11 protein-coding genes are annotated in these 19,359 nt (G+C 42.6%); 10 read left to right on the forward strand and 1 reads right to left on the reverse strand.

Annotated features, from left to right (window positions below):
* From IJI01_RS00210 to IJI01_RS00245, 8 genes are all read left to right on the forward strand, one after another.
* On the forward strand, positions 1 to 2,367 hold a 2,367-nt coding region (locus IJI01_RS00210; RefSeq protein ID WP_292184029.1), incomplete at its 5' end, for an ATP-binding protein.
* 16 nt (positions 2,368 to 2,383) lie between these two features.
* On the forward strand, positions 2,384 to 4,756 hold the full coding sequence (locus IJI01_RS00215) for an HD domain-containing phosphohydrolase (RefSeq protein WP_292184032.1): 2,373 nt from the start codon (positions 2,384 to 2,386) through the stop codon (positions 4,754 to 4,756).
* Positions 4,757 to 4,771: 15 nt separating this feature from the next.
* Entirely contained in the window at positions 4,772 to 6,709 is a 1,938-nt protein-coding gene (locus IJI01_RS00220) for an EAL domain-containing protein (protein ID WP_292184035.1), read from the forward strand.
* 19 nt (positions 6,710 to 6,728) lie between these two features.
* The gene (locus tag IJI01_RS00225; protein ID WP_292184038.1) at positions 6,729 to 7,388 is read left to right on the forward strand and encodes a hypothetical protein; all 660 of its coding nucleotides are present in this window, start codon (positions 6,729 to 6,731) and stop codon (positions 7,386 to 7,388) included.
* A 14-nt stretch (positions 7,389 to 7,402) separates the two neighbouring features.
* A complete protein-coding gene (locus tag IJI01_RS00230) occupies positions 7,403 to 8,833 on the forward strand; it encodes an Mbeg1-like protein (RefSeq protein ID WP_292184041.1) in 1,431 nt (476 codons plus the stop codon).
* Between the two features lie 141 nt (positions 8,834 to 8,974).
* Positions 8,975 to 10,444, forward strand: a complete 1,470-nt coding sequence (gene xylB, locus IJI01_RS00235) for a xylulokinase (RefSeq protein ID WP_292184044.1) — start codon at positions 8,975 to 8,977, stop codon at positions 10,442 to 10,444.
* Positions 10,445 to 10,543: 99 nt separating this feature from the next.
* Positions 10,544 to 12,553 carry a sialate O-acetylesterase gene (locus IJI01_RS00240; RefSeq protein ID WP_292184053.1) on the forward strand — a complete coding sequence of 670 codons (2,010 nt, stop codon included), beginning with the start codon at positions 10,544 to 10,546 and terminating at the stop codon, positions 12,551 to 12,553.
* Between the two features lie 29 nt (positions 12,554 to 12,582).
* Positions 12,583 to 15,960: a DUF4982 domain-containing protein gene (locus IJI01_RS00245; RefSeq protein WP_292184057.1), complete on the forward strand. Its 3,378-nt coding sequence runs from the start codon at positions 12,583 to 12,585 to the stop codon at positions 15,958 to 15,960.
* Between the two features lies 1 nt (position 15,961).
* On the opposite strand, the gene IJI01_RS00250 is transcribed toward IJI01_RS00245, so the two are convergent.
* Positions 15,962 to 16,870 carry a helix-turn-helix transcriptional regulator gene (locus IJI01_RS00250; RefSeq protein ID WP_292184061.1) on the reverse strand — a complete coding sequence of 303 codons (909 nt, stop codon included), beginning with the start codon at positions 16,868 to 16,870 and terminating at the stop codon, positions 15,962 to 15,964.
* A gap of 116 nt (positions 16,871 to 16,986) precedes the next feature.
* On the opposite strand from IJI01_RS00250, the gene IJI01_RS00255 reads away from it, so the two are divergent.
* Together IJI01_RS00255 and IJI01_RS00260 are read left to right on the forward strand one after the other, a co-directional pair.
* Positions 16,987 to 18,945 (forward strand): alpha-glucuronidase, encoded by a 1,959-nt coding sequence (locus tag IJI01_RS00255; protein ID WP_292184064.1) that lies wholly within the window; start codon positions 16,987 to 16,989, stop codon positions 18,943 to 18,945.
* A gap of 76 nt (positions 18,946 to 19,021) precedes the next feature.
* Positions 19,022 to 19,359: hypothetical protein (locus tag IJI01_RS00260; protein WP_292184066.1), on the forward strand; the 338-nt coding region annotated here is incomplete at its 3' end.

A 19,359-nucleotide genomic window follows, 5' to 3' on the forward strand; every position in this document is an offset into this window, starting at 1 on the left:
GCTCAGGAATATGGCTGTCAGACAGAAGATGGATACATATACGTTCCTGGAAGACAGGGTGTTATCAGATTTAATACAAAGCGATTTTTTGAGAGAACTGGAACAATCAAGATAGGCGTTCAGTCTATTTACTGCGACGACGAACTGATACGTCCGGATTCCCAGGGAACCTATATACTTCCTGAATCAGATGGACTAATCAGTATTACTGCATCAGTAAGAGACTATACAACGAATGATCCGCCTGTGAGGGTTTTCCTTGAGGGAAAAGAAAATGTGGGTATGTCAGTTCCACGAAGTGATCTTTCTACCTTGGAATATACCGACCTTGCATATGGCAATTATGTTTTGAACATACAGATTCTTAATGACAGAGAAGAAGTTGTACAGGAAGAAAGAATTCTTTTGGTCAAAAAGCCGCGATTTATGGAGCTTTTTGCTGTGCGATTATTTATGTTCATATTCGTGGCAGTGGCAGCAGGCTTTTTGGTATGGCGAATCCTGAAGGCAACTGTTGTTACCAAGCAGTATGAAGAGATCAGGCAGGCCAAAGAGGAAGCGGAAAAGGCCAACACCGCTAAATCAAGATTCCTTGCCAATATGTCACATGAGATCAGAACTCCTATCAATACCATCATGGGTATGGATGAGATGATCCTTCGAGAAGATGCAAGAGATGTTCCTAAACCTTACTTCCTGTCTATGATGAATTATGCCCTTGATATCAGAAATGCCACGGAGTCACTTCTTGGTCTCATCAACGACCTGTTGGATATGTCCAAGATTGAGTCTGGTAAGATGCATTTAGTTGAGCAGGAATATGATGTTCAGGAACAGCTACGCTCTATCGTATCCATGATAAGATCGCGAAGTACGGAAAAAGAGCTGATTTTTGAAGTTGTCATTGATGAGATTTTGCCATCCAGAATGTACGGAGATAACGGTAAGATAAAGCAGGTGGTTCTCAATCTTTTGACAAATGCGGTTAAATACACCGAAACAGGTGGATTGGCACTTACTGTTACGATGGAAGCACGGGAAGATGATGTCTGTGAACTGCGCTTTTCTGTAAAAGATACAGGTATCGGCGTTAAAGAAGAGGATATGGAAAAACTCTTTACCGCTTACGAGAGACTTGATGAAGAAAAGAACAGTGCCATTCAGGGTACTGGCCTTGGTCTTGATATTTCAAGGCGCTTTGCGGAGCTCATGGGTGGTAAACTCTGGTGCGAAAGCGTATATGGTCAGGGCTCAGAGTTTATCCTGACCCTCAAACAGAGAATTGTAGATTCTACACCTATAGGTGTGTTCATCGAGCACGATACGTCTGCGAATGGTCCTTATGTTCCTAAGTTCGTTGCTCCTGAAGCAGACATCCTTGTTGTAGATGATACCCCAATGAACCTCAGCGTAATCAAGGGACTACTTAAGGCTACCAAGATGTTTGTAACCACTGCAGATAGTGGTGAGGAAGCCATTGAGAAGATCAAAGAGACGGATTTCAATGTAGTTCTGCTTGATCACATGATGCCTGGTATGGATGGAATTGAGACCCTTGAACATATCAGGAAAACTCATCCGGATCTTCCGGTATATGCCCTTACAGCCAATGCTGCTGCAGGTGAAGAGTTCTATACCTCCAAGGGCTTTAATGGATATCTGTCCAAGCCTGTGGATAGTGCAGTCCTTGAGAGTACAATCCTTAAGCATCTGCCTCCTGAGATTGTAATGCAGAGAGAAGATGAGGAAGCAGAAGTGGAGATAACAGAGCTTCCAGAGAACATGCTGTGGATCAGAGAAGTGGATGGCATTTCGGTTGATGATGGAATAATCAGTTCAGGAGGAGTATCCAATTATCTGTTCTCCCTTCGACTTTTCCTGGATACGATTGATGACAATATTGGTGTTATCAGCAATGCATATGAAGCTGATGACATCAGGCTATACACCATCAAAGTTCATGCTCTTAAGAGTTCGGCAAGAATAATAGGTGCACATGAACTTTCCAAGCTGGCAGCAAGCCTTGAAGAAGCAGGTAACAATGGAGATAAGGAGTTCATCAGCCAGAATACGGATAAACTCCTGGCAGATTACCTGGCTTACAAAGATAAGCTTAGCAGGATGGATCAGGAATTTGGCGCCAACGAGCAGGACGAGAGTCTTGAAATGATTTCTGATGAAGACCTCAAGGATGCTTACAGCGCACTTAAGGACGTTATTTCTCAGATGGACTACGATGCAGTAGAGATGATTTTGGGACAGATGAAGGAATTCAGACTTCCTCAGGAGGATGCCCAGAAGATGGATAAGCTTGGCAAGCTTCTCAAGACCTTTGACTGGGATGCCATGGAGGCACTATTTGAGTAACCCTAGGAGATGACCTATGTTTGACTTTATTAGAGATCATCAACTTAATATAATGCTGACACTTTGCGCTGCCTGTATGACCATGGCCATGCTTCTTCTTATCACGAAGTTTCTGACCAAAAGGCGTAAATGGATTCTTATCCTTATGGAAGTTCTGGCATCAGCCCTTTTGATGTTCGACAGGATGGCCTATGTTTACAGTGGAATTCCGGATTCAACTGCATACATCATGGTAAGAATCAGCAACTTCATGGTCTTTTTCCTGACCTCAGCTATAGTTTTTGGCTTTGACCTATACTTGATCGATCTTCTGACAGTAGATGGTGGAATGGATCTAGTGCCAAGGAGAATAACCTTTGTAGGGGTTATTTCTGTGATAGGTATGATCCTTGCCATAGTGGCTGCATTTACAGGACTGTACTACCACTTTGATGAAAACAATGTTTATCATCGTGGTCCGGGATTCCTGATCAGTTATATTATTCCTATTGTGGGACCGATTATTCAGTTCACTGTTATAAGACAGAATAAGAGCAGATTCAGCCGTCTTATTTATACGGCGCTGGTGCTGTATATTGTGGGACCTGTTGTATGTGGAGTGATTCAGATTTTTGCTTATGGTATATCCATAGTAAATATGGCTATGGTATTGGTATCTATTTTCCTGTATGTGTTCACATATCTGGATATCAATGAAACAGCTATCCGTGCACATCAGATAGAAATGGAACACCTTAATGAGGACAGAAGGAGTATTAAAAGGCTCCTTGATCAGACTGCCACAGCCTTTGTAGCAGCTATGGAAAAAAAGGATGCTTACTCGCAGGGACATACTGCCAAGGCTGCAGAAATAGCAGGAAGAATAGCCAAGGCAATGGGCAAAAAAGATGAAGAGATCGATGAGATATATTTTGCGGCACTTCTTCATAACGCAGGAGTTATGGGAGTTCCTGATGGTATCTTAGAGAACCTCGATAAACTGTCACCTGAGCAATATGAGGTTTATAAAAAGACTCCGCTTCTCAGTGCAGAGATACTTTCAAATATTACAGGATACCCGATTCTTGCTACAGCGGCGAAATATAGTCACGAGCATTGGGATGGAACAGGATTTCCAGAGGGGCTTAAAGGCGAGGAGATTCCTGAGGTTTCCAGGATTATGGCTATTGTGGATAAGTATGATGCCATGACTACCAGAACCAAGTTTAGTGAGCCTCTGCCTGAACCAGTTGTCCGTGAAGAATTCATTATGGAAGCTGGAAAAAGCCTTGATCCTGATATGACAGACATCATGATACGTATCCTTGATGAGGATGCCAGAGCGGAATCTCTCACAGGTACACAGCCAGGTGAAGTAATAGAAACTGAGATTGATTGCCGAGAATACAGGAGTGGTATCACTTCAGGAATACTAATTGATGGTCTTACTACAAGTATCAGTTTTAACTATGTACCACAAAAGAAGAATCCTGAGGATTTCAGTTCACCTGCCATAATTGTTTTTGATTCTTATGACAGGCGTGTTCATAATAATCAAAAATCTATAGATGCTTATAAGTACATGGAATATGGCGAGCTGTGGTTTGATGGTCACAGCATTTCGACTGCTGCAAGAAACATGGAAGTAGTTCTTGATGACATTGAAGATATCTCTGGATGGCCAGAGGGTAAGCACGTTATCTATGCGACCAAATATGAAGACCACGTCAAGATCAGTATGACAGATGGTTATCACGACATGGATGTTACAATCGCACTTCCTGATAACTCCAAGTACGCATCGATTGCTATTACCGGGGAAAATTGCCATATCAGCGATATCGCTGTGGACAAGAATGACATCGAGACCACAGAGGGCGATGTAGAAAGAATTGCTGAAAAGGTCAGCTATATTGATCACATGGAATCAGATATTCCAAATGTCCAGGTCGACAGACACAGATCTGCTTACACTAATGGCATTGAGCTAAAAGGATCCATGTCTGTGGCATTTCATACTATGAGCCTTCCGGCATCAAACCTTGTATGGCACTGCCCATATGTGGTTTTGTTCTATTCTGAAGATGGCACTGTAGGAGGCCAAGGCTACAAGGAATATGCTCTGATTCATTTAAATGGTGAGATAGATAAGAGCGAAATGTATGCTCACAACAGCTTTTCTATGAAAAGAGAAAGCGAATTCCCTGGCTGGGATTCATGGAAGAGCATTAATAAACAGGGAATGGAGTGCGAAGTTTTCTTTAGACAAAAAGGCAATACTGTGACTTTAAAGACCAAGAATCTTGGCGTTGTGATTCAGAATACTACCACTATCGTTGATGGTGGAGATAAGGTATATGCTGCCCTTACAGGGGACATGGTGGCGTTAACAGATATCAGGATCATTTAAGGGGAGGGTAATAAAATGACGTACGATACACTGTTTCACTTGGCATTTTATTTCGCGGCTATTTTGGTCAGCCTGACTTCTATAGTATTTACTAAGTTTCAGAAGAGAACGGACCTTAGCCAGAATAAGACATTTCTTCTAATGAACTATATTGTTCTGGCTAATGCTGTTACATGTTTTCTTGCTGAAATCTGTGATGCTTTAATGAGCACTTCAGGTGTCTTTTATAACCTTCTTTTGGTATGTCAATTTCTATATTTCATGGTTCATATAACCCTGGCTCCGGCTTTGTTCTGGTATGTCATGACGGTGGCAGGATCTTTCTTTGGAAGGTCACTGGGGTTTAAGCTTCTATGCCTTTTGCCTTATATGGTATCAGAACTTCTGGTGATCACAAATCCACTTACTAAATATGTTTATTACTACACTGACGATATGGTGTTTGTCAGAAACTGGGGTGAGATCATTCTCTATATTGTTTCTATAGCATACATGGCTGTGGCTTTCACAAACCTCATGCTGTCCTGGAATGCACTGCGAAGACGTAGTCGCTGGGCTTTAGTCTACTTCCTGTGCGTTACTCTGTTTGGCGTTGTTGTCCAGTTCCTTTACATCGGTATTAAGAGTGAGCTTTTCTGCGAAGCCCTTGCCCTTGTTGGAGTTATGTTATCAATAGAAAACGAAGACGACAGGCTGGATTTCGAGTCAGGCTTTTACAATAGAAACGCGCTCAAAATGGATGTGGCACATTTGCTCGCCAAGAAGAGAGTTATGAGCTGTGTTTGTCTTAAGATAACTAACATGGATATGGTCAGCAGAATTACTGGTCTGTCCAATACTGAAGAGATAATTCATGAGGTTGCTGATTTTATCAGGACTGTTGTTCCAAGGTATTGTGTTTACCGCGCTACGCCGGGGACATTGGTGATCATTTTAAGACATGACAGATATTCCAAGCTGTCATCAGATCCTCAAAGAGTTGCTGAAAAGCTTGATGAGAGGTTTAAGTCAGATTGGACAGTACACGGAAGTCCCCTTAAACTTTCTCCCGTAATTATGACTGCTGAGATTCCATCACATATCCATAATCTCAGGGATCTCCTGTACATGATAGACAGCCCTGTGCCTAAAGATATCGATGATACTATACTTGCTGGCGAAGATCTCGACTTTCTTATCAGACGTGAGGCGGTGGAGGCCGCTGTTTCCAAAGGTCTATTGGAGCACAATTTTGAAGTATATTATCAGCCAACTCATTGCACAGATGCTCTTAAGATTCATGGTGCTGAGGCTCTTATAAGACTTCATGACAAAGAACTTGGTATGCTGTATCCGGATGAATTCATTCCTATTGCGGAGCAGACAGGTAATATAGATGACATTGATGAATTCGTGTTAAAAGAGGTCTGCGCCTTTATTAAGAGCGGCGAAGCAAAGAGACTTGGCATGGACTGCGTTAACGTAAATCTATCTGTTATCCAGTGCATGGCTAATGACTTTGTTAAGAGAATTATGGACATAGTTGATAGCTACGGGATTCCTAAATCCTTTATCAACTTTGAGATCACTGAGTCAGTAGCTGCCAGTGACAATGATCTTTTGAGTGATGTTATCACAAGACTCAAACAGAATGGTTTCCAGTTCTCCATGGACGACTATGGAACTGGTTATTCCAATATGCATTCTCTTTTTGCTCTGGATTTTGACATCGTTAAGATCGACAAGAGTATTCTGTGGGATGCAGATAAGAGCGAGCGTGGACAGATAATCCTTGAGAACTGCGTTCATATGATCAAGCAGATGAAGAGAAGGATTCTGGTTGAGGGTGTTGAGACCAGGGAGCATGTGGATAAGCTAACTGCTCTTGGAGTGGATTATCTGCAAGGATATTTCTTTTCCAAACCTATTACACAAGGAGAACTATTAAAGTATCAGGCTGTTAAGGGTGTTTGACAAAATGGGAGGTTAAAAAATGGAACTATCAGCAGAAGAGAAAAAAGTATTATCAGGAGTTACGTTTCATTCCGAGGAGATTGAAAATGGGGAACTGTGCGATGAGGATAAGGCGATTCTTGAAAACATGCGTGCAGTAAAAAAGTATCTCGAGGAAAAGTACAGCAAATACCAGTTTGAGATAACCGGCTGTGAGCCCAAGGAAGGAACAGCAAGGGATTATGACGAATGGTATTACAAGGCGCTGGAAATAGACAGAGATTCTGCGTTTATTGCCAGAGCTAGTGAAGTTGATGGTAAGCTCGTTATTCAGGATGATTTTTACGGGGAACTTATTAGGAAGGATGCTAAGGAAGAGATCAGGAAATTACTGACTGCAGATGGCTTTAGTGTAGCTACGGTCAATGTGAATTTCTGGGAATATTTTGGCGATGATTGTGGCCAGGATATTGATGCTTCCAAGGTATTAACAGGCAAGATACCTGCAGGTAATGATATCAAGATATTCCTTGATGGCTCCAAGGTTACTGGGGAAGCCTTCGACGGCGAAGTTACAAAGCTTGAGAAGTGCCTTAAAAAGTACGACATCAAGGGGGATATTTATGTGGTATTCCTCAAGGATGCAAATGGAGATCTTGTCAGGGACAGGTTGTATTCGGACAGCTTTGAGCTTGAATAATGGGGGGATAAAAAATGAACAGCAGTCTTTCCTTAGAAGAAATCGTTCTTATAAATAATCTTCTTTATTGTGAAAATCTAGGTGGCCCTAAGGGGACATTTCTTTCTCCTATACAGGAGTCCAAAACTATTGGCGACTATGTTAATGGTGTTCTTAGAAAAGCTGCAGATATTGTCGATGACGAAGAGTACAGCACAGGTGTAACCGGCGCAGAATATAAAGAGATTCTGTGGTCGATCAAGCCCAACGAGCACCTGAGGAATATCATCATAAGAGAAGTCCACTACGAAAGTGAAGGCGCCGGCGGCGGAAGAAGCGCATATCTTTTTGATCCCTCCAGTAATGAGGCGATAGTTGCCTTTAAGGGAACTCAGAGTGATGCGGAGTGGATTGATAATGTTTCCGGGCTATATCAGGTTCCTACTCAGTTCCAGGAAAATGCTCTTAAGTGGTTCCAGTCCCTTGATTTTGAGGGCTGTGACATCATCACAGTTACAGGCCATTCCAAAGGCGGTAACAAATCCAAGTACATTACTATCATGGATGAGCATGTGGATAACTGCTTTTCTTTTGACGGACAGGGCTTTTCTGATGAATTCATCAAGAGGAATGCTACGAGGATAGTCAAAAATAAGAGCAAGATTCTGAACATCATAGCTGAGAGTGATTTTGTAAATATTCTGCTCAACGACGTTGGTACCAGACAGTTTTATCTTGGAACAAATTTTGGAAGGCTTGGCTTTGCAGAAAATCATTGTGCTAATGCAGTTCTTTTCTTTGACAACACGGGTGCAATGTGCCTGTGGAAAGCTAAGGGCCAGGACAAGAAGATGAAGGATCTCGATGTAATGCTCAACAGCTTTATCAGATCCTATGAGATGTCTGTCAGGGAAAATGTAGCTAATATGCTGGGTAACATCATTGTCTGTGCCAAGGCAGGCGATGCTGATAAGATTGCAGACACTTTTTCTGATGAGAGATATTCAGACAGCGCAGCTGATCTTCTGGCTTATGTCCTCAGATACAAAGAGGAAAAGCCTGAAATGGTGGCTTCTGTCAGAGAAATCCTCAAGCAGAATGGTTTCAATACCGGAATGCTTGGAGTAATAGATTTTATCACCAACCACGATATTATTCTGGAGCTTATCGGCAAGAATAAAAAGGCAATGATAACGATTCTCAAAAAGAGGCATGTTAAGGAGGCTACAGTAAGCTTCCTTGAAAGGCACACCGATCTCTTTGATTTTATAGTTCTGGTATCCCAGAAGATGCGCAAGATAGATCCGCGCAGGTATAGTGGTTCAGACCTTGAAGCTGAGGATGCAGAAAAGGATATGAGCATTCATGAGAAGCTTGGCATATCAAGGCGTAAGCTTTCATTCATCATGGCAGCTGCAGTTCTTATTATCATGTTGATTTTGGTGCTGGTGCTTGTGTTTAAGTAAGCTGCATAAATAATATCAATAATCAAGAAGTAAAAAGCAAAATACGAAATGAAACCTTGGGGGAAAACCAGTAAGATATATCATGTAAGTTTTTGTGAGAAATTGCTGGAGTTATAGCAAATGTAATATAGGAGGACAGGTATGTTATACATTGGTGTAGATTTGGGTACATCATCAGTTAAGCTTGTACTGATGGATGAGACAGGTAAGATTCACGGAACAGTATCAAGGGAGTATCCATTATACTTCCCACAGCCAGGCTGGTCTGAGCAGAAGCCTGAGGATTGGTATGCACAGGCTGTAGAAGGTCTCAAGGAGCTTTTTAAGGATGTGGATAAGTCACAGGTTGCAGGTATCAGCTTTGGTGGACAGATGCATGGTCTTGTAATCCTTGATGAGAACGACGAGGTTATTCGTCCAGCTATTCTTTGGAACGACGGTAGAACTCAGAAGCAGGTTGATTACCTTAACGGCGAGATCGGCAAAGAGACACTTTCCAAATATACTGCAAACATCGCATTTGCAGGATTCACAGCTCCTAAGATTCTCTGGATCAAAGAGAACGAGCCTGAGAACTTTGGCAAGATCAAGAAGATAATGCTTCCTAAGGATTACCTTGCATATAAGCTTTCTGGAACATTCTGCACAGACTATTCAGATGCATCAGGAATGCTTCTGTTAGATGTTCAGAACCGCAAGTGGAGCAAGGAAATGTGCGATATCTGTGGCATCACAGAGGATATGCTTCCACAGCTCTTTGAGAGTTTTGAGAAGGTTGGAACACTTAAGGCTGAGCTCGCAGCTGAGCTTGGACTTAGCGAGAACGTAGTTATCGCAGCGGGCGCTGGAGACAACGCAGCAGCTGCTGTTGGAACAGGTACAGTTGGTAACAACAAGTGCAATATTTCACTTGGAACAAGTGGAACAATCTTTATGTCAGCCGACAGCTTTGCTGTAGACAGCAACAATGCACTTCATTCATTTGACCACGCTGATGGACATTTCCACCTTATGGGATGCATGCTCAGCGCAGCCAGCTGCAACAAGTGGTGGATGGATGAGATCCTCAAGACCAAGGATTATGCTGATGAGCAGAAGGGTATCGAGAAGCTTGGTGAGAACCACGTATTCTTCCTTCCTTACCTTATGGGTGAGAGATCTCCTTGGAACAATCCTAATGCACGTGCTACCTTCACAGGTATCACAATGGATACAACAAGAGAGGATATGACTCAGGCAGTTCTTGAAGGTGTAGCATTTGCTACAAGAGATATGTACGAGGTTGCTAAGTCAATCGGTGTAGCTCCATCAAGAACAATGATCTGTGGCGGCGGTGCTAAGAGTCCACTATGGAGAAAGATGATCGCTAACATCCTCAATGTAGAGGTTGATGTTCCTGTTTGCGAAGAAGGTCCTGGAATGGGTGGTGCTATGCTTGCAATGGTTGCATGCGGAGCATACAAGAGTGTTGAGGATGCTGCAGCTGCTATCGTTAAGGTTGATAAGACAGAGAAGCCAGATCCAGAACTCGTTGCCAAGTATGAGGATCGTTATCAGCAGTTCAAGACAATCTATCCTGCACTTGCTGAGACATTCGACAAGATAATATGATATTGGTGTCATGGAGCAAATCGTATATCATATTTAATAACATCAACAACAGCGGCGCCTGCGTAAGCGGGCGCTGTTTTGGGAAATAAGGAGAGAGTAATGTCTACGCTAAGATTACCTCGTCTTTTATCTGATGGAGTTGTGCTCCAGAGGAGAAAGGCGATTCATATATGGGGATGGGATGAGGCTGGAGCTCAGGTTACAGCTTCTCTCGTAGAGGATTTACAGAATTCTGCTTCTAATGAAAATGTTTTGTGCCAGGCCAGCATCAGCTGCGGTGATAATGGCAGGTTTGATATCTACCTTCCAGCCCGTGAGAGTGGCGGTCCATACAGACTTGTTGTAGCAGATGATAACGGAGAAAAAGTTACAGTTAATGATGTGATGATAGGTCTCGTGTGGTTCTGTTCGGGGCAGTCCAACATGGAGCTTCCTGTTATAAGAGTTAAGGATAAATATCCTGAGCTTTTGGAAATTGCAGATAATAACACAATCAGAACTTTTAAGATTATAGAAGACAGCAGCTTTGAAGGACCTCTTGAGGAGCTTCGCTCTGGCAGCTGGACAAGCGTTAATAAAGAGAATATTGTGAGCTTTTCTGCTACAGCGTACTTTTTTGCGGAGCACCTTCAGAAGCTTACAGGCCAGACAGTAGGCTTTATCAATGCCAGCCTTGGCGGCTCTCGAATTTCCAGCTGGATGAGCAGGGAGATGCTGGAAGGCTATGATGAACTTCTGGCAGAAGCTGACAAATACTCAGATGCGGATTTCAGGAAACAGGTTATGGAAGCCAACATGGTTAATGGCAATACCTGGAGACAGAATCTCTATGAAGCTGATCTTGGAATAAAAGAGAAGTGGGAGACTTGCAGCGCATCCGATATTGGGGCTGACAGTGAATGGAAGCCATTTACTATTCCTTCATTCTTTAAGGGAACAGAGCTTGACGGTTTTATTGGAAGTGTATGGTTCAGACGTAAATTTAACCTTCCTGCAGAACTTGCAGGCAAGAAGGCACGTCTTTTCCTGGGAACAATAGTTGATAATGATGTGGTGTTTGTAAATGGCCAGAAGGTTGGAGAGACACCTTATCAGTATCCACCTCGTAAATATGACATTCCAGAGGGACTTACCAGGGAAAAAGATAACACGATAGTTATCAGAGTCTGTGTTGAGATCGGCCTTGGCAGATTTACACCAGATAAGGATTATAAGATATTTAATGAAGATGCATCAGTAAGACTGGATAGTTTCGCTGATCTGACTAAAGGTGAGTGGAATAAGCACTGGGAGTACAGAGTAGGCGCTAGGTGCGAGATGATCCCTCCTACAGATTTTATTAACTGGAAGTCTACAGGTCTTTATAATGCAATGACAGCACCTTGTCATAACTTCCCAATCGACGGAGTCTGCTGGTATCAGGGAGAATCCAATATTGAGGATGGCTATGATTATAATGCTCTTACAGTCAGACAGGTTGAGGGCTATCGTAAGGCATGGAATGAAGAGAACCTTCCATTTATCGGAGTTTCACTTCCAAACTTTACAATCGACAGCCCTGTAGAAGATGACTGGGGTAAGTTCAGACTTACTCAGAAAAAGCTTTTGGAGCTTCCTGCTACAGGACTTGCAATTACAATGGGACTTGGAGAAGACAATGATCTTCATCCTGTTACCAAGAAGCCAATTGGTGAGAGGCTTGCACTGTGGGCAGCACATCTTAAGTACTGCTATAACGGGGAATACACAGGGCCAGTAGTGACAGGTGTTAAGCGAGTTGTAGATAAGGATGGCAATAAGGCGTTTGAAGTCAGTCTTGATCATGCCAAGGGTCTGTGTGTTGTAGATGCAGGCAAGGGAACAGGACTAAAGGATATATTTGTTCGAATCAAGGAAGATAAGGTAGAAACTAAAGTGATATTAGATACAGACAACGGGGGATTACTAGTTTACGTCGAGGACGACAAGGCCTATGAAGAGGCACAGGAAATAATGTATTGCGTAGATAATACCTACGCTGGGGGACTTATTTCAAACGAAACAGGAATACCAATGGGACCATTTATGGAAGTTATAGATGGAAACAAGGAGAGCAAACAGTCAGCATAAACCAGTTTCAAATCATGGAAGGGACATGAATGAAAAGACTATTCATTGATGGATGGAAGTTTTGGGAATCAGAATATGGCGTGAGCTTTGAACAGATGAAGGAGCACCTTAGAGATTTTAAAGAGGTGGTTATTCCTCATGATTACATGATAACTGACACCCATAACCTCTATAGAGATAGCAATGGTTGGTACATTAAGAGTTTTGAATGCAGCCAGGAGGATATAGGAAAAGAGCTGTTTCTTATATTCGATGGCATTTATATGGATAGCGTAGTCTATGTCAATGGGGAGCAGGCTGGTGAATGGAAGTATGGATATTCACAGTTTATCCTGAATATCACGGACTACGTTAAGGCTGGGGTAAATGAACTGGTAGTGGTTGCCAGATGCAAGTTTCCCAATACAAGATGGTATTCTGGAGCAGGAATATACAGAAATGTATGGATCTGTGATTATGAGAAGACCTATATTCCTGAAAATGGTATATATGTGCATTCTGATAAGCTTTCTACTAATGACGATGGAACTGCAGATTATGAAATAACAGTTTCAGCGGAAGTTTGTGGACCGGATAAAGATAATGCTTCAGTAGGTTATAAGCTTATGGGAGCTTTAGAAATACCGCTTGAGGAAGTAAGCAATCATCCAGGGAAATATATAGCAAGGCATATCAGAGAGTGGGATGTTACTTCTCCTAAGCTCTACAAATTGGAAGTGGAGCTATCTGATAGTAGTACAAAACTCATACAAAAAGAGAGCGTGACCATCGGCTTTAGAGATATCAAGATGGATCCAGACCACGGCTTTTTCTTAAATGACAGGAATATGAAGCTAAACGGCGTGTGCCTTCATCACGATCTTGGCGCACTGGGCTCAGCTTTTAACAAAACTGCCATGAGAAGAAGGTTACTTCAGCTTCGTGAGATGGGAGTTAATGCCATAAGGCTTACTCACAATATGTATGATCCACAGGTGGTTGAACTTGCGGATGAGATGGGATTTCTTCTTGTATCAGAAGCCTTTGATATGTGGGAAGGCCCCAAGACAGAGTTTGACTATGCAAGGTTTTTCCCTGATTGGCATGAAAGAGATGTTGCCAGCTGGGTTAGAAGAGATAGGAACCACCCATCTGTCATTATGTGGAGTATAGGTAATGAGATCTATGATACTCATTCAAGTGACAGAGGTCAGGAAGTTACAAGAGATCTTAAGGCTAATGTAGAAAAGCATGACCCACTGTTTAATGCAAGAGCCACTATCGGTTCTAACTATATGCCATGGGAAAAGGCTCAGAAGTGTGCTGATATCCTTAAGGTTGCTGGCTACAACTATGCTGAGAACTACTACGAACAGCATCATAAAGAGCACCCGGACTGGATAATCTACGGAAGCGAGACTTATTCAATTGTTCAGAGTAGAGGTGTCTATCACTTCCCTCTTTCTGTTCCAACTCTTTCTGATTCAGATGAGCAGTGTTCATCTCTTGGCAATAGTACAACCAGCTGGGGAGCGGACAGCATAGAGAACTGTATCTGCAGGGATAGAGACATGGAGTTTTCAATGGGCCAGTTCATATGGACGGGCTATGACTATATTGGAGAGCCAACTCCTTATCAGACCAAGAACTCCTACTTTGGACTTATTGATACTGCGGGCTTTTATAAGGATGCTTTCTATGCCTGGAAGTCAGCATGGGTGAGTATGGAACAAGACCCATTTGTCCATGTATTCCCCTATTGGGATTTTAATGAAGGACAGCTTATTGATATCAGAGTCTGCAGCAATGCTCCGGAGGTTGAGCTATTTGTTAATGGAAGGAGCCTTGGCAGACAGACCCTTACTCACAAGGTTCGCAGCGGCAATAAGATTTTTGCTGATTATCAGGTGCCTTATGAAAAGGGCGAGATAGTCGCAGTAGCATACGACGATAATGGTCAGGAGATAGCAAGGGATAGTCACAGATCCTTTGGTGATACTGATAGGTTTGTGGTTGAGATCGATCATAGGATCAAGCAGTATCAGAAGGATAGAGGAATAGACCAGGCAGAAAATGATCTGATCTTTGCTGAGATAAGTGCTGTTGATAAGGATGGTAATCCTGTAGAAAATGCTTCTGACTATGTTAAAGTTGATGTGTGTAACGGAACACTCATGGGACTTGATAACGGTGACAGCACGGATTATGACAGTTATCAGGCCAGCTGCAGGAAGTTGTTTAATGGTAAGCTCCTTGCAATCGTTAAGCCAGAAGGAAATCCTGATGATGTTCATGTAAATGTTACAAGAGGAGAGTTTGTTCCGATCAGAAAGGTTGAGCTTACTGTAACAGAGGGCAGCAGGTCTTTGGACTCAGACAAGAAGACGGCTGTGGTTACTGCAAGGGTTTATCCTGAGGATGCTACAGATAAGTCACTAACCTTCAAGGCTCTTAACAAGAACGGAACAGAGACCAACATCGCAGTAATTAAGCCAGATGATAATGGAACAAAATGCCTTGTGGAAGCCCTTGGCGATGGCTCTTTTACCTTGAGATGCGAAGCATCAAATGGCAGAGAGGTTGTGGCAGTTATGTCCAGTATCGACTTTGAGATTACTGGTCTTGGGGCAGCATTCCTTGATCCATACGGATTCATTCCGGGAAGTCTTTATACTTCTTATAGCGGAGCTATTGGAAATGGCAATGAGCACGGTGTTGCTTCTGCAAGAGGAGCAGAAACAGTTATTACATACAGTGGAATTGATTTTGGGGTTGAGGGATCAGATGAAATTACAGTACCTATATTTACGCTTAATGATGATGCCTATGATATCGAAATTTGGAAAGGAACACCTGGTGAAGCTGGTGCTAAGTTGCTAAAATCAGCTGTTTACCAGAAAAAATCAATCTGGAATGTATATCAGGAGGACACCTGGAAGCTCAGCGAGAGACTTACAGGAGTTCAGACTATAAGCCTTAAGGTATTCCAGAAGTTCCATATTAAAGGATTCTCTTTTACCAGACAGCTAAGAGCATATACTGATCTTCGGGCACTTGATGCAGATTCAATATATGGAGATACCTTTACAAGAACTGAGGATGCTGTCGAAGGAATAGGTAACAATGTCACTATAGAATTTGATGGTGTGGACTTTGGAGAAGATGGCGCAAATGGCGTTGTAATCTGTGGAAAGACCAGAGCAGGTGCTAATACGGTTCACCTCAGGATGGTCAAAGTTTCGGAGGATGATCAGGTGTCGCCAGATGAAGCTGGAACAGAGATTAAGGAGATACTTGAGTTTCCACAAACCTCAGAATACAAAGAAGTCACTTTCCAGATAGATAACAGGAAAGGCAAATGGGACATTACCTTTGTGTTCCTTCCAGGAAGTGACTTTGATTTCAAAACCTTTAGATTTATCAGATGATTTATGAGTGAACCTTTGCTCGGTCAGGGCTGGAGTCAGCTCCGGTCCTGTAGAGCTTACGGTATTCTGTAGGAGAGCATTTATTAATATCCTTGAATACACGGTTGAAGGTTGATAAGCTAAAGAAACCAGATTGAAGAGCAATGTCCATTACGGACAGGTCTGTATCACCCAGAAGCTCCTGAGCCATCAGGACGCGGCGCTTGGTGATGTACTGATAGCAGGAGATTCCCATGTAGGACTTAAAGAGTCTCTCAAAATGGAACTTGGAAAAGCCTGCAAGGTCAGCCAGCTGCTCAACAGTAAGATCATCGGATCTGTGAGAATCAATATAGTTAGTAACTTCAACCAGCTTATCGATGTTCTTGTGCTGTGAATCGGAGGTGTCTCTGTTAGGAATAGCGTCGTTGAGATGCATGCTTCCGATCTGAGCCAGAATAAGTGACACCAGAGAATATACTGAAATCTGCAGAAATTCATCCTGCTGGCCATAGAGTCTGTCGATCTCCCAGAAATAATTCTGGAGACGGGCAACTTCCACAGGATACAGATTCTGACTGATATGAGTATAAGGTGGCAGAGTCTTGATAAGTGGAACAAGAGATGAGACCTGGGAATAGGTGGCAAGATCGAATAAAAGGATCAGCTTCTCGCCGCCAGGTGCATCAGAAATATATTCGTGAAGTGTTCCGGGAGCGATCATCATGATATCGCCGGGCATACAGTGCACGACTGCAGATGAATCATTATGGAACTTAACGCTAAGTGATCCGGACAACAACAAAATGAGCTCCACCTCGTTGTGCCAGTGGAGCGGGTAGTTGGCTAGGTCATTGTGATACAGGAGAACACCCTTAAGGGTATCGTAGAAGATATGTTCTCTTGATTGAGCGTTTATATCGTGAATCATGGTTTTCCTCTAGAACATAACTTGTGTAAATTGTAGTAAATTTGAGTAACATTTTACCATAACTTTAGAAGATGTGCTATAAAGATATTAAATAGATTGAAGGAAAGGGAAATAAAATGGCAAACAAGGGGTGGTCACAGCTTTGGCTGGATTACGAAGAAAAGCAGAAAGCAGCGGGGAAAGCTTGTGCTGATCAAGAGACAGTAGAAGTTAAGATTGATGGCTTTAATGCTGACTGCCGTATTATCAAAAGTGCAGTCAAAGAGCTTAAGAGAGCTCTTGCAGGCGATGCTGTAAAGGTAACACTTGCTAAAAATGAGAAGATTGCAAAAGAAGGCTATGTTGTAGATAAGAATGTTGTAAGTGCTTCTGATTGCAGAGGTGCGCTCTATGGGGTGTTCCACCTTATCAGAGCAAGACTTATGGGACAGGAGTACGCTGATATAGCAGCTGATCATGCACCTTCCAACCCGCTTAGAATGATGAATCACTGGGACAATATGGATGGCAGCATAGAGAGAGGTTATTCAGGAAGATCATTCTTTTACGTTAATGATGAAATCGTAGTAGATGAGAGAACTGTTGATTATGCTCGTTTTATGGCCAGCATAGGCATCAATGGTATAGTTATCAACAATGTTAATGTTAAGTGGGCAGCAACAGACCTTATTACAACCAGATTTTTTGACAAGGTAAAAGAACTGTCTGATGTATTTGAGGATTACGGAATCAGATTGTATCTGTCTCTTAACTTTGCATCACCTATTGAGCTGGGAGGACTGCCTATCTGCGATCCTCTTGATGAGAGCGTAATCAACTGGTGGAAGGATAAGATCAAAGAGGTATATGATCATCTTCCAAACCTTGGAGGTTTCCTTGTTAAGGCTGACTCTGAGGGAAGACCTGGACCATTTACTTATGGCAGAACTCAGGCTGATGGCGCTAATATGCTGGGCGATATCATTGCTCCTTATGGCGGAATCATCATCTGGAGATGCTTTGTTTATAACTGTACTCAGGACTGGCGTGATACCAAGACAGACAGAGCAAGAGCAGGCTACGATTATTTCAAGGGACTTGATGGAGAATACCATGAGAATGTAATTCTTCAGATCAAAAATGGTCCTATGGATTTCCAGATAAGAGAGCCTATTTCTCCACTTCTTGGCGGACTTACCAAGACTAACCAGATGCTGGAGGTGCAGATTGCTCAGGAATATACAGGACATCAGATTGACCTATGCTATCTTATTCCAATGTTTAAAGAGATACTTGGCTTTAAGACCTACTGTAAAGAGGGCGCTGATACAGTTGCTGACGTTGTAAGTGGCAGAACAATGGGTAACAAGCTTGCTGGAATGGCAGCAGTTATAAATACTGGTAACGACTTCAACTGGACAGGTAATGACCTTGCAGCAGCTAACCTTTACGGCTTTGGAAGACTTGCTTATGATACAGACCTCTCTGCTGAAGAGATTGCAAGAGAGTGGGTAAGACTTACATTTAATCTTGATGCAGAGCTTGAGGATAAGCTTGTGGATATGCTCCTTAGATCCCGAGAAATCTACGAGAAGTACACAAGTCCTCTCGGAATAGGCTGGATGGTAACTCCTCATGACCACTATGGACCAAGCGTTGATGGCTACGAGTATTCCAGATGGGGAACTTACCACAGAGCAGATCACCTCGGACTTGGTGTGGACAGAACAGATAAGGGAACTGGCTATGCACAGCAGTACTATTCTCCAAATGCAGAAATGTACAATGATCCCAATACCTGTCCTGAAAACCTGCTTCTCTTTTTCCACCATATTCCATATACATGGAAGCTAAAGAGCGGACAGAGCCTTATTCAGTATATCTATGACAGTCATTTTGAAGGCTGCAAAGAGGCTGAGGAGCTTGCAGAGACCTGGAAGGAATTTGAAGGTAAGGTTTCAGAGAGATCCTTTGCTAATGTATCAGAGAGATTTGGCAGACAGGTATATAACGCAAGAGAGTGGCGCGATCAGGTGAACTCATATTTCTATCGCAAGAGCGGAATTGAGGACGAAAAAGGACGCGAAATATATTAATATATATTATGCACGATTTTATGATATATTATTATTATAAAACGAGACAGTCGACAGCAAAAGAAATGGAGTGGTTATGACACCATTACCTAATTTGCAGGAGCTGGAAAAAGTTGTTGAGTTAAATGCTCTTGAATATGCCAAGAGCAATGGGGTTCCAATTGAATATTGTCTTGCTAACCGTACGGTGGAGATGTGGTGCCAGGTATGGTCTGATTCTTCTGCGGGAACAGCTCATGAAGAGGCTGATTTAGGTTTCCCGGGACTTACAGAAGGATATGTAACGATATTTACCTACAAATTCCTGGATACCAGAGATCAGAAGGCGTACGAGTTGTACAGCGTTACATACGGTACTAATGCTACTGATGGTTTTCTGGCCATGAAGGAAGAAATGGATGAGCATTTCTATGA

Source organism: Butyrivibrio sp. (assembly GCF_017433805.1).
GTDB lineage: Bacteria > Bacillota > Clostridia > Lachnospirales > Lachnospiraceae > Butyrivibrio.

Bases quoted from the DNA above. Each gene is read 5' to 3' on its own strand.
- IJI01_RS00215 (WP_292184032.1), top strand. From the start codon at position 2,384: ATGTTTGACTTTATTAGAGATCATCAACTTAATATAATGCTGACACTT.
- IJI01_RS00220 (WP_292184035.1), top strand. From the start codon at position 4,772: ATGACGTACGATACACTGTTTCACTTGGCATTTTATTTCGCGGCTATT.
- IJI01_RS00225 (WP_292184038.1), top strand. From the start codon at position 6,729: ATGGAACTATCAGCAGAAGAGAAAAAAGTATTATCAGGAGTTACGTTT.
- IJI01_RS00230 (WP_292184041.1), top strand. From the start codon at position 7,403: ATGAACAGCAGTCTTTCCTTAGAAGAAATCGTTCTTATAAATAATCTT.
- xylB (WP_292184044.1), top strand. From the start codon at position 8,975: ATGTTATACATTGGTGTAGATTTGGGTACATCATCAGTTAAGCTTGTA.
- IJI01_RS00240 (WP_292184053.1), top strand. From the start codon at position 10,544: ATGTCTACGCTAAGATTACCTCGTCTTTTATCTGATGGAGTTGTGCTC.
- IJI01_RS00245 (WP_292184057.1), top strand. From the start codon at position 12,583: ATGAAAAGACTATTCATTGATGGATGGAAGTTTTGGGAATCAGAATAT.
- IJI01_RS00250 (WP_292184061.1), bottom strand. From the start codon at position 16,870: ATGATTCACGATATAAACGCTCAATCAAGAGAACATATCTTCTACGAT.
- IJI01_RS00255 (WP_292184064.1), top strand. From the start codon at position 16,987: ATGGCAAACAAGGGGTGGTCACAGCTTTGGCTGGATTACGAAGAAAAG.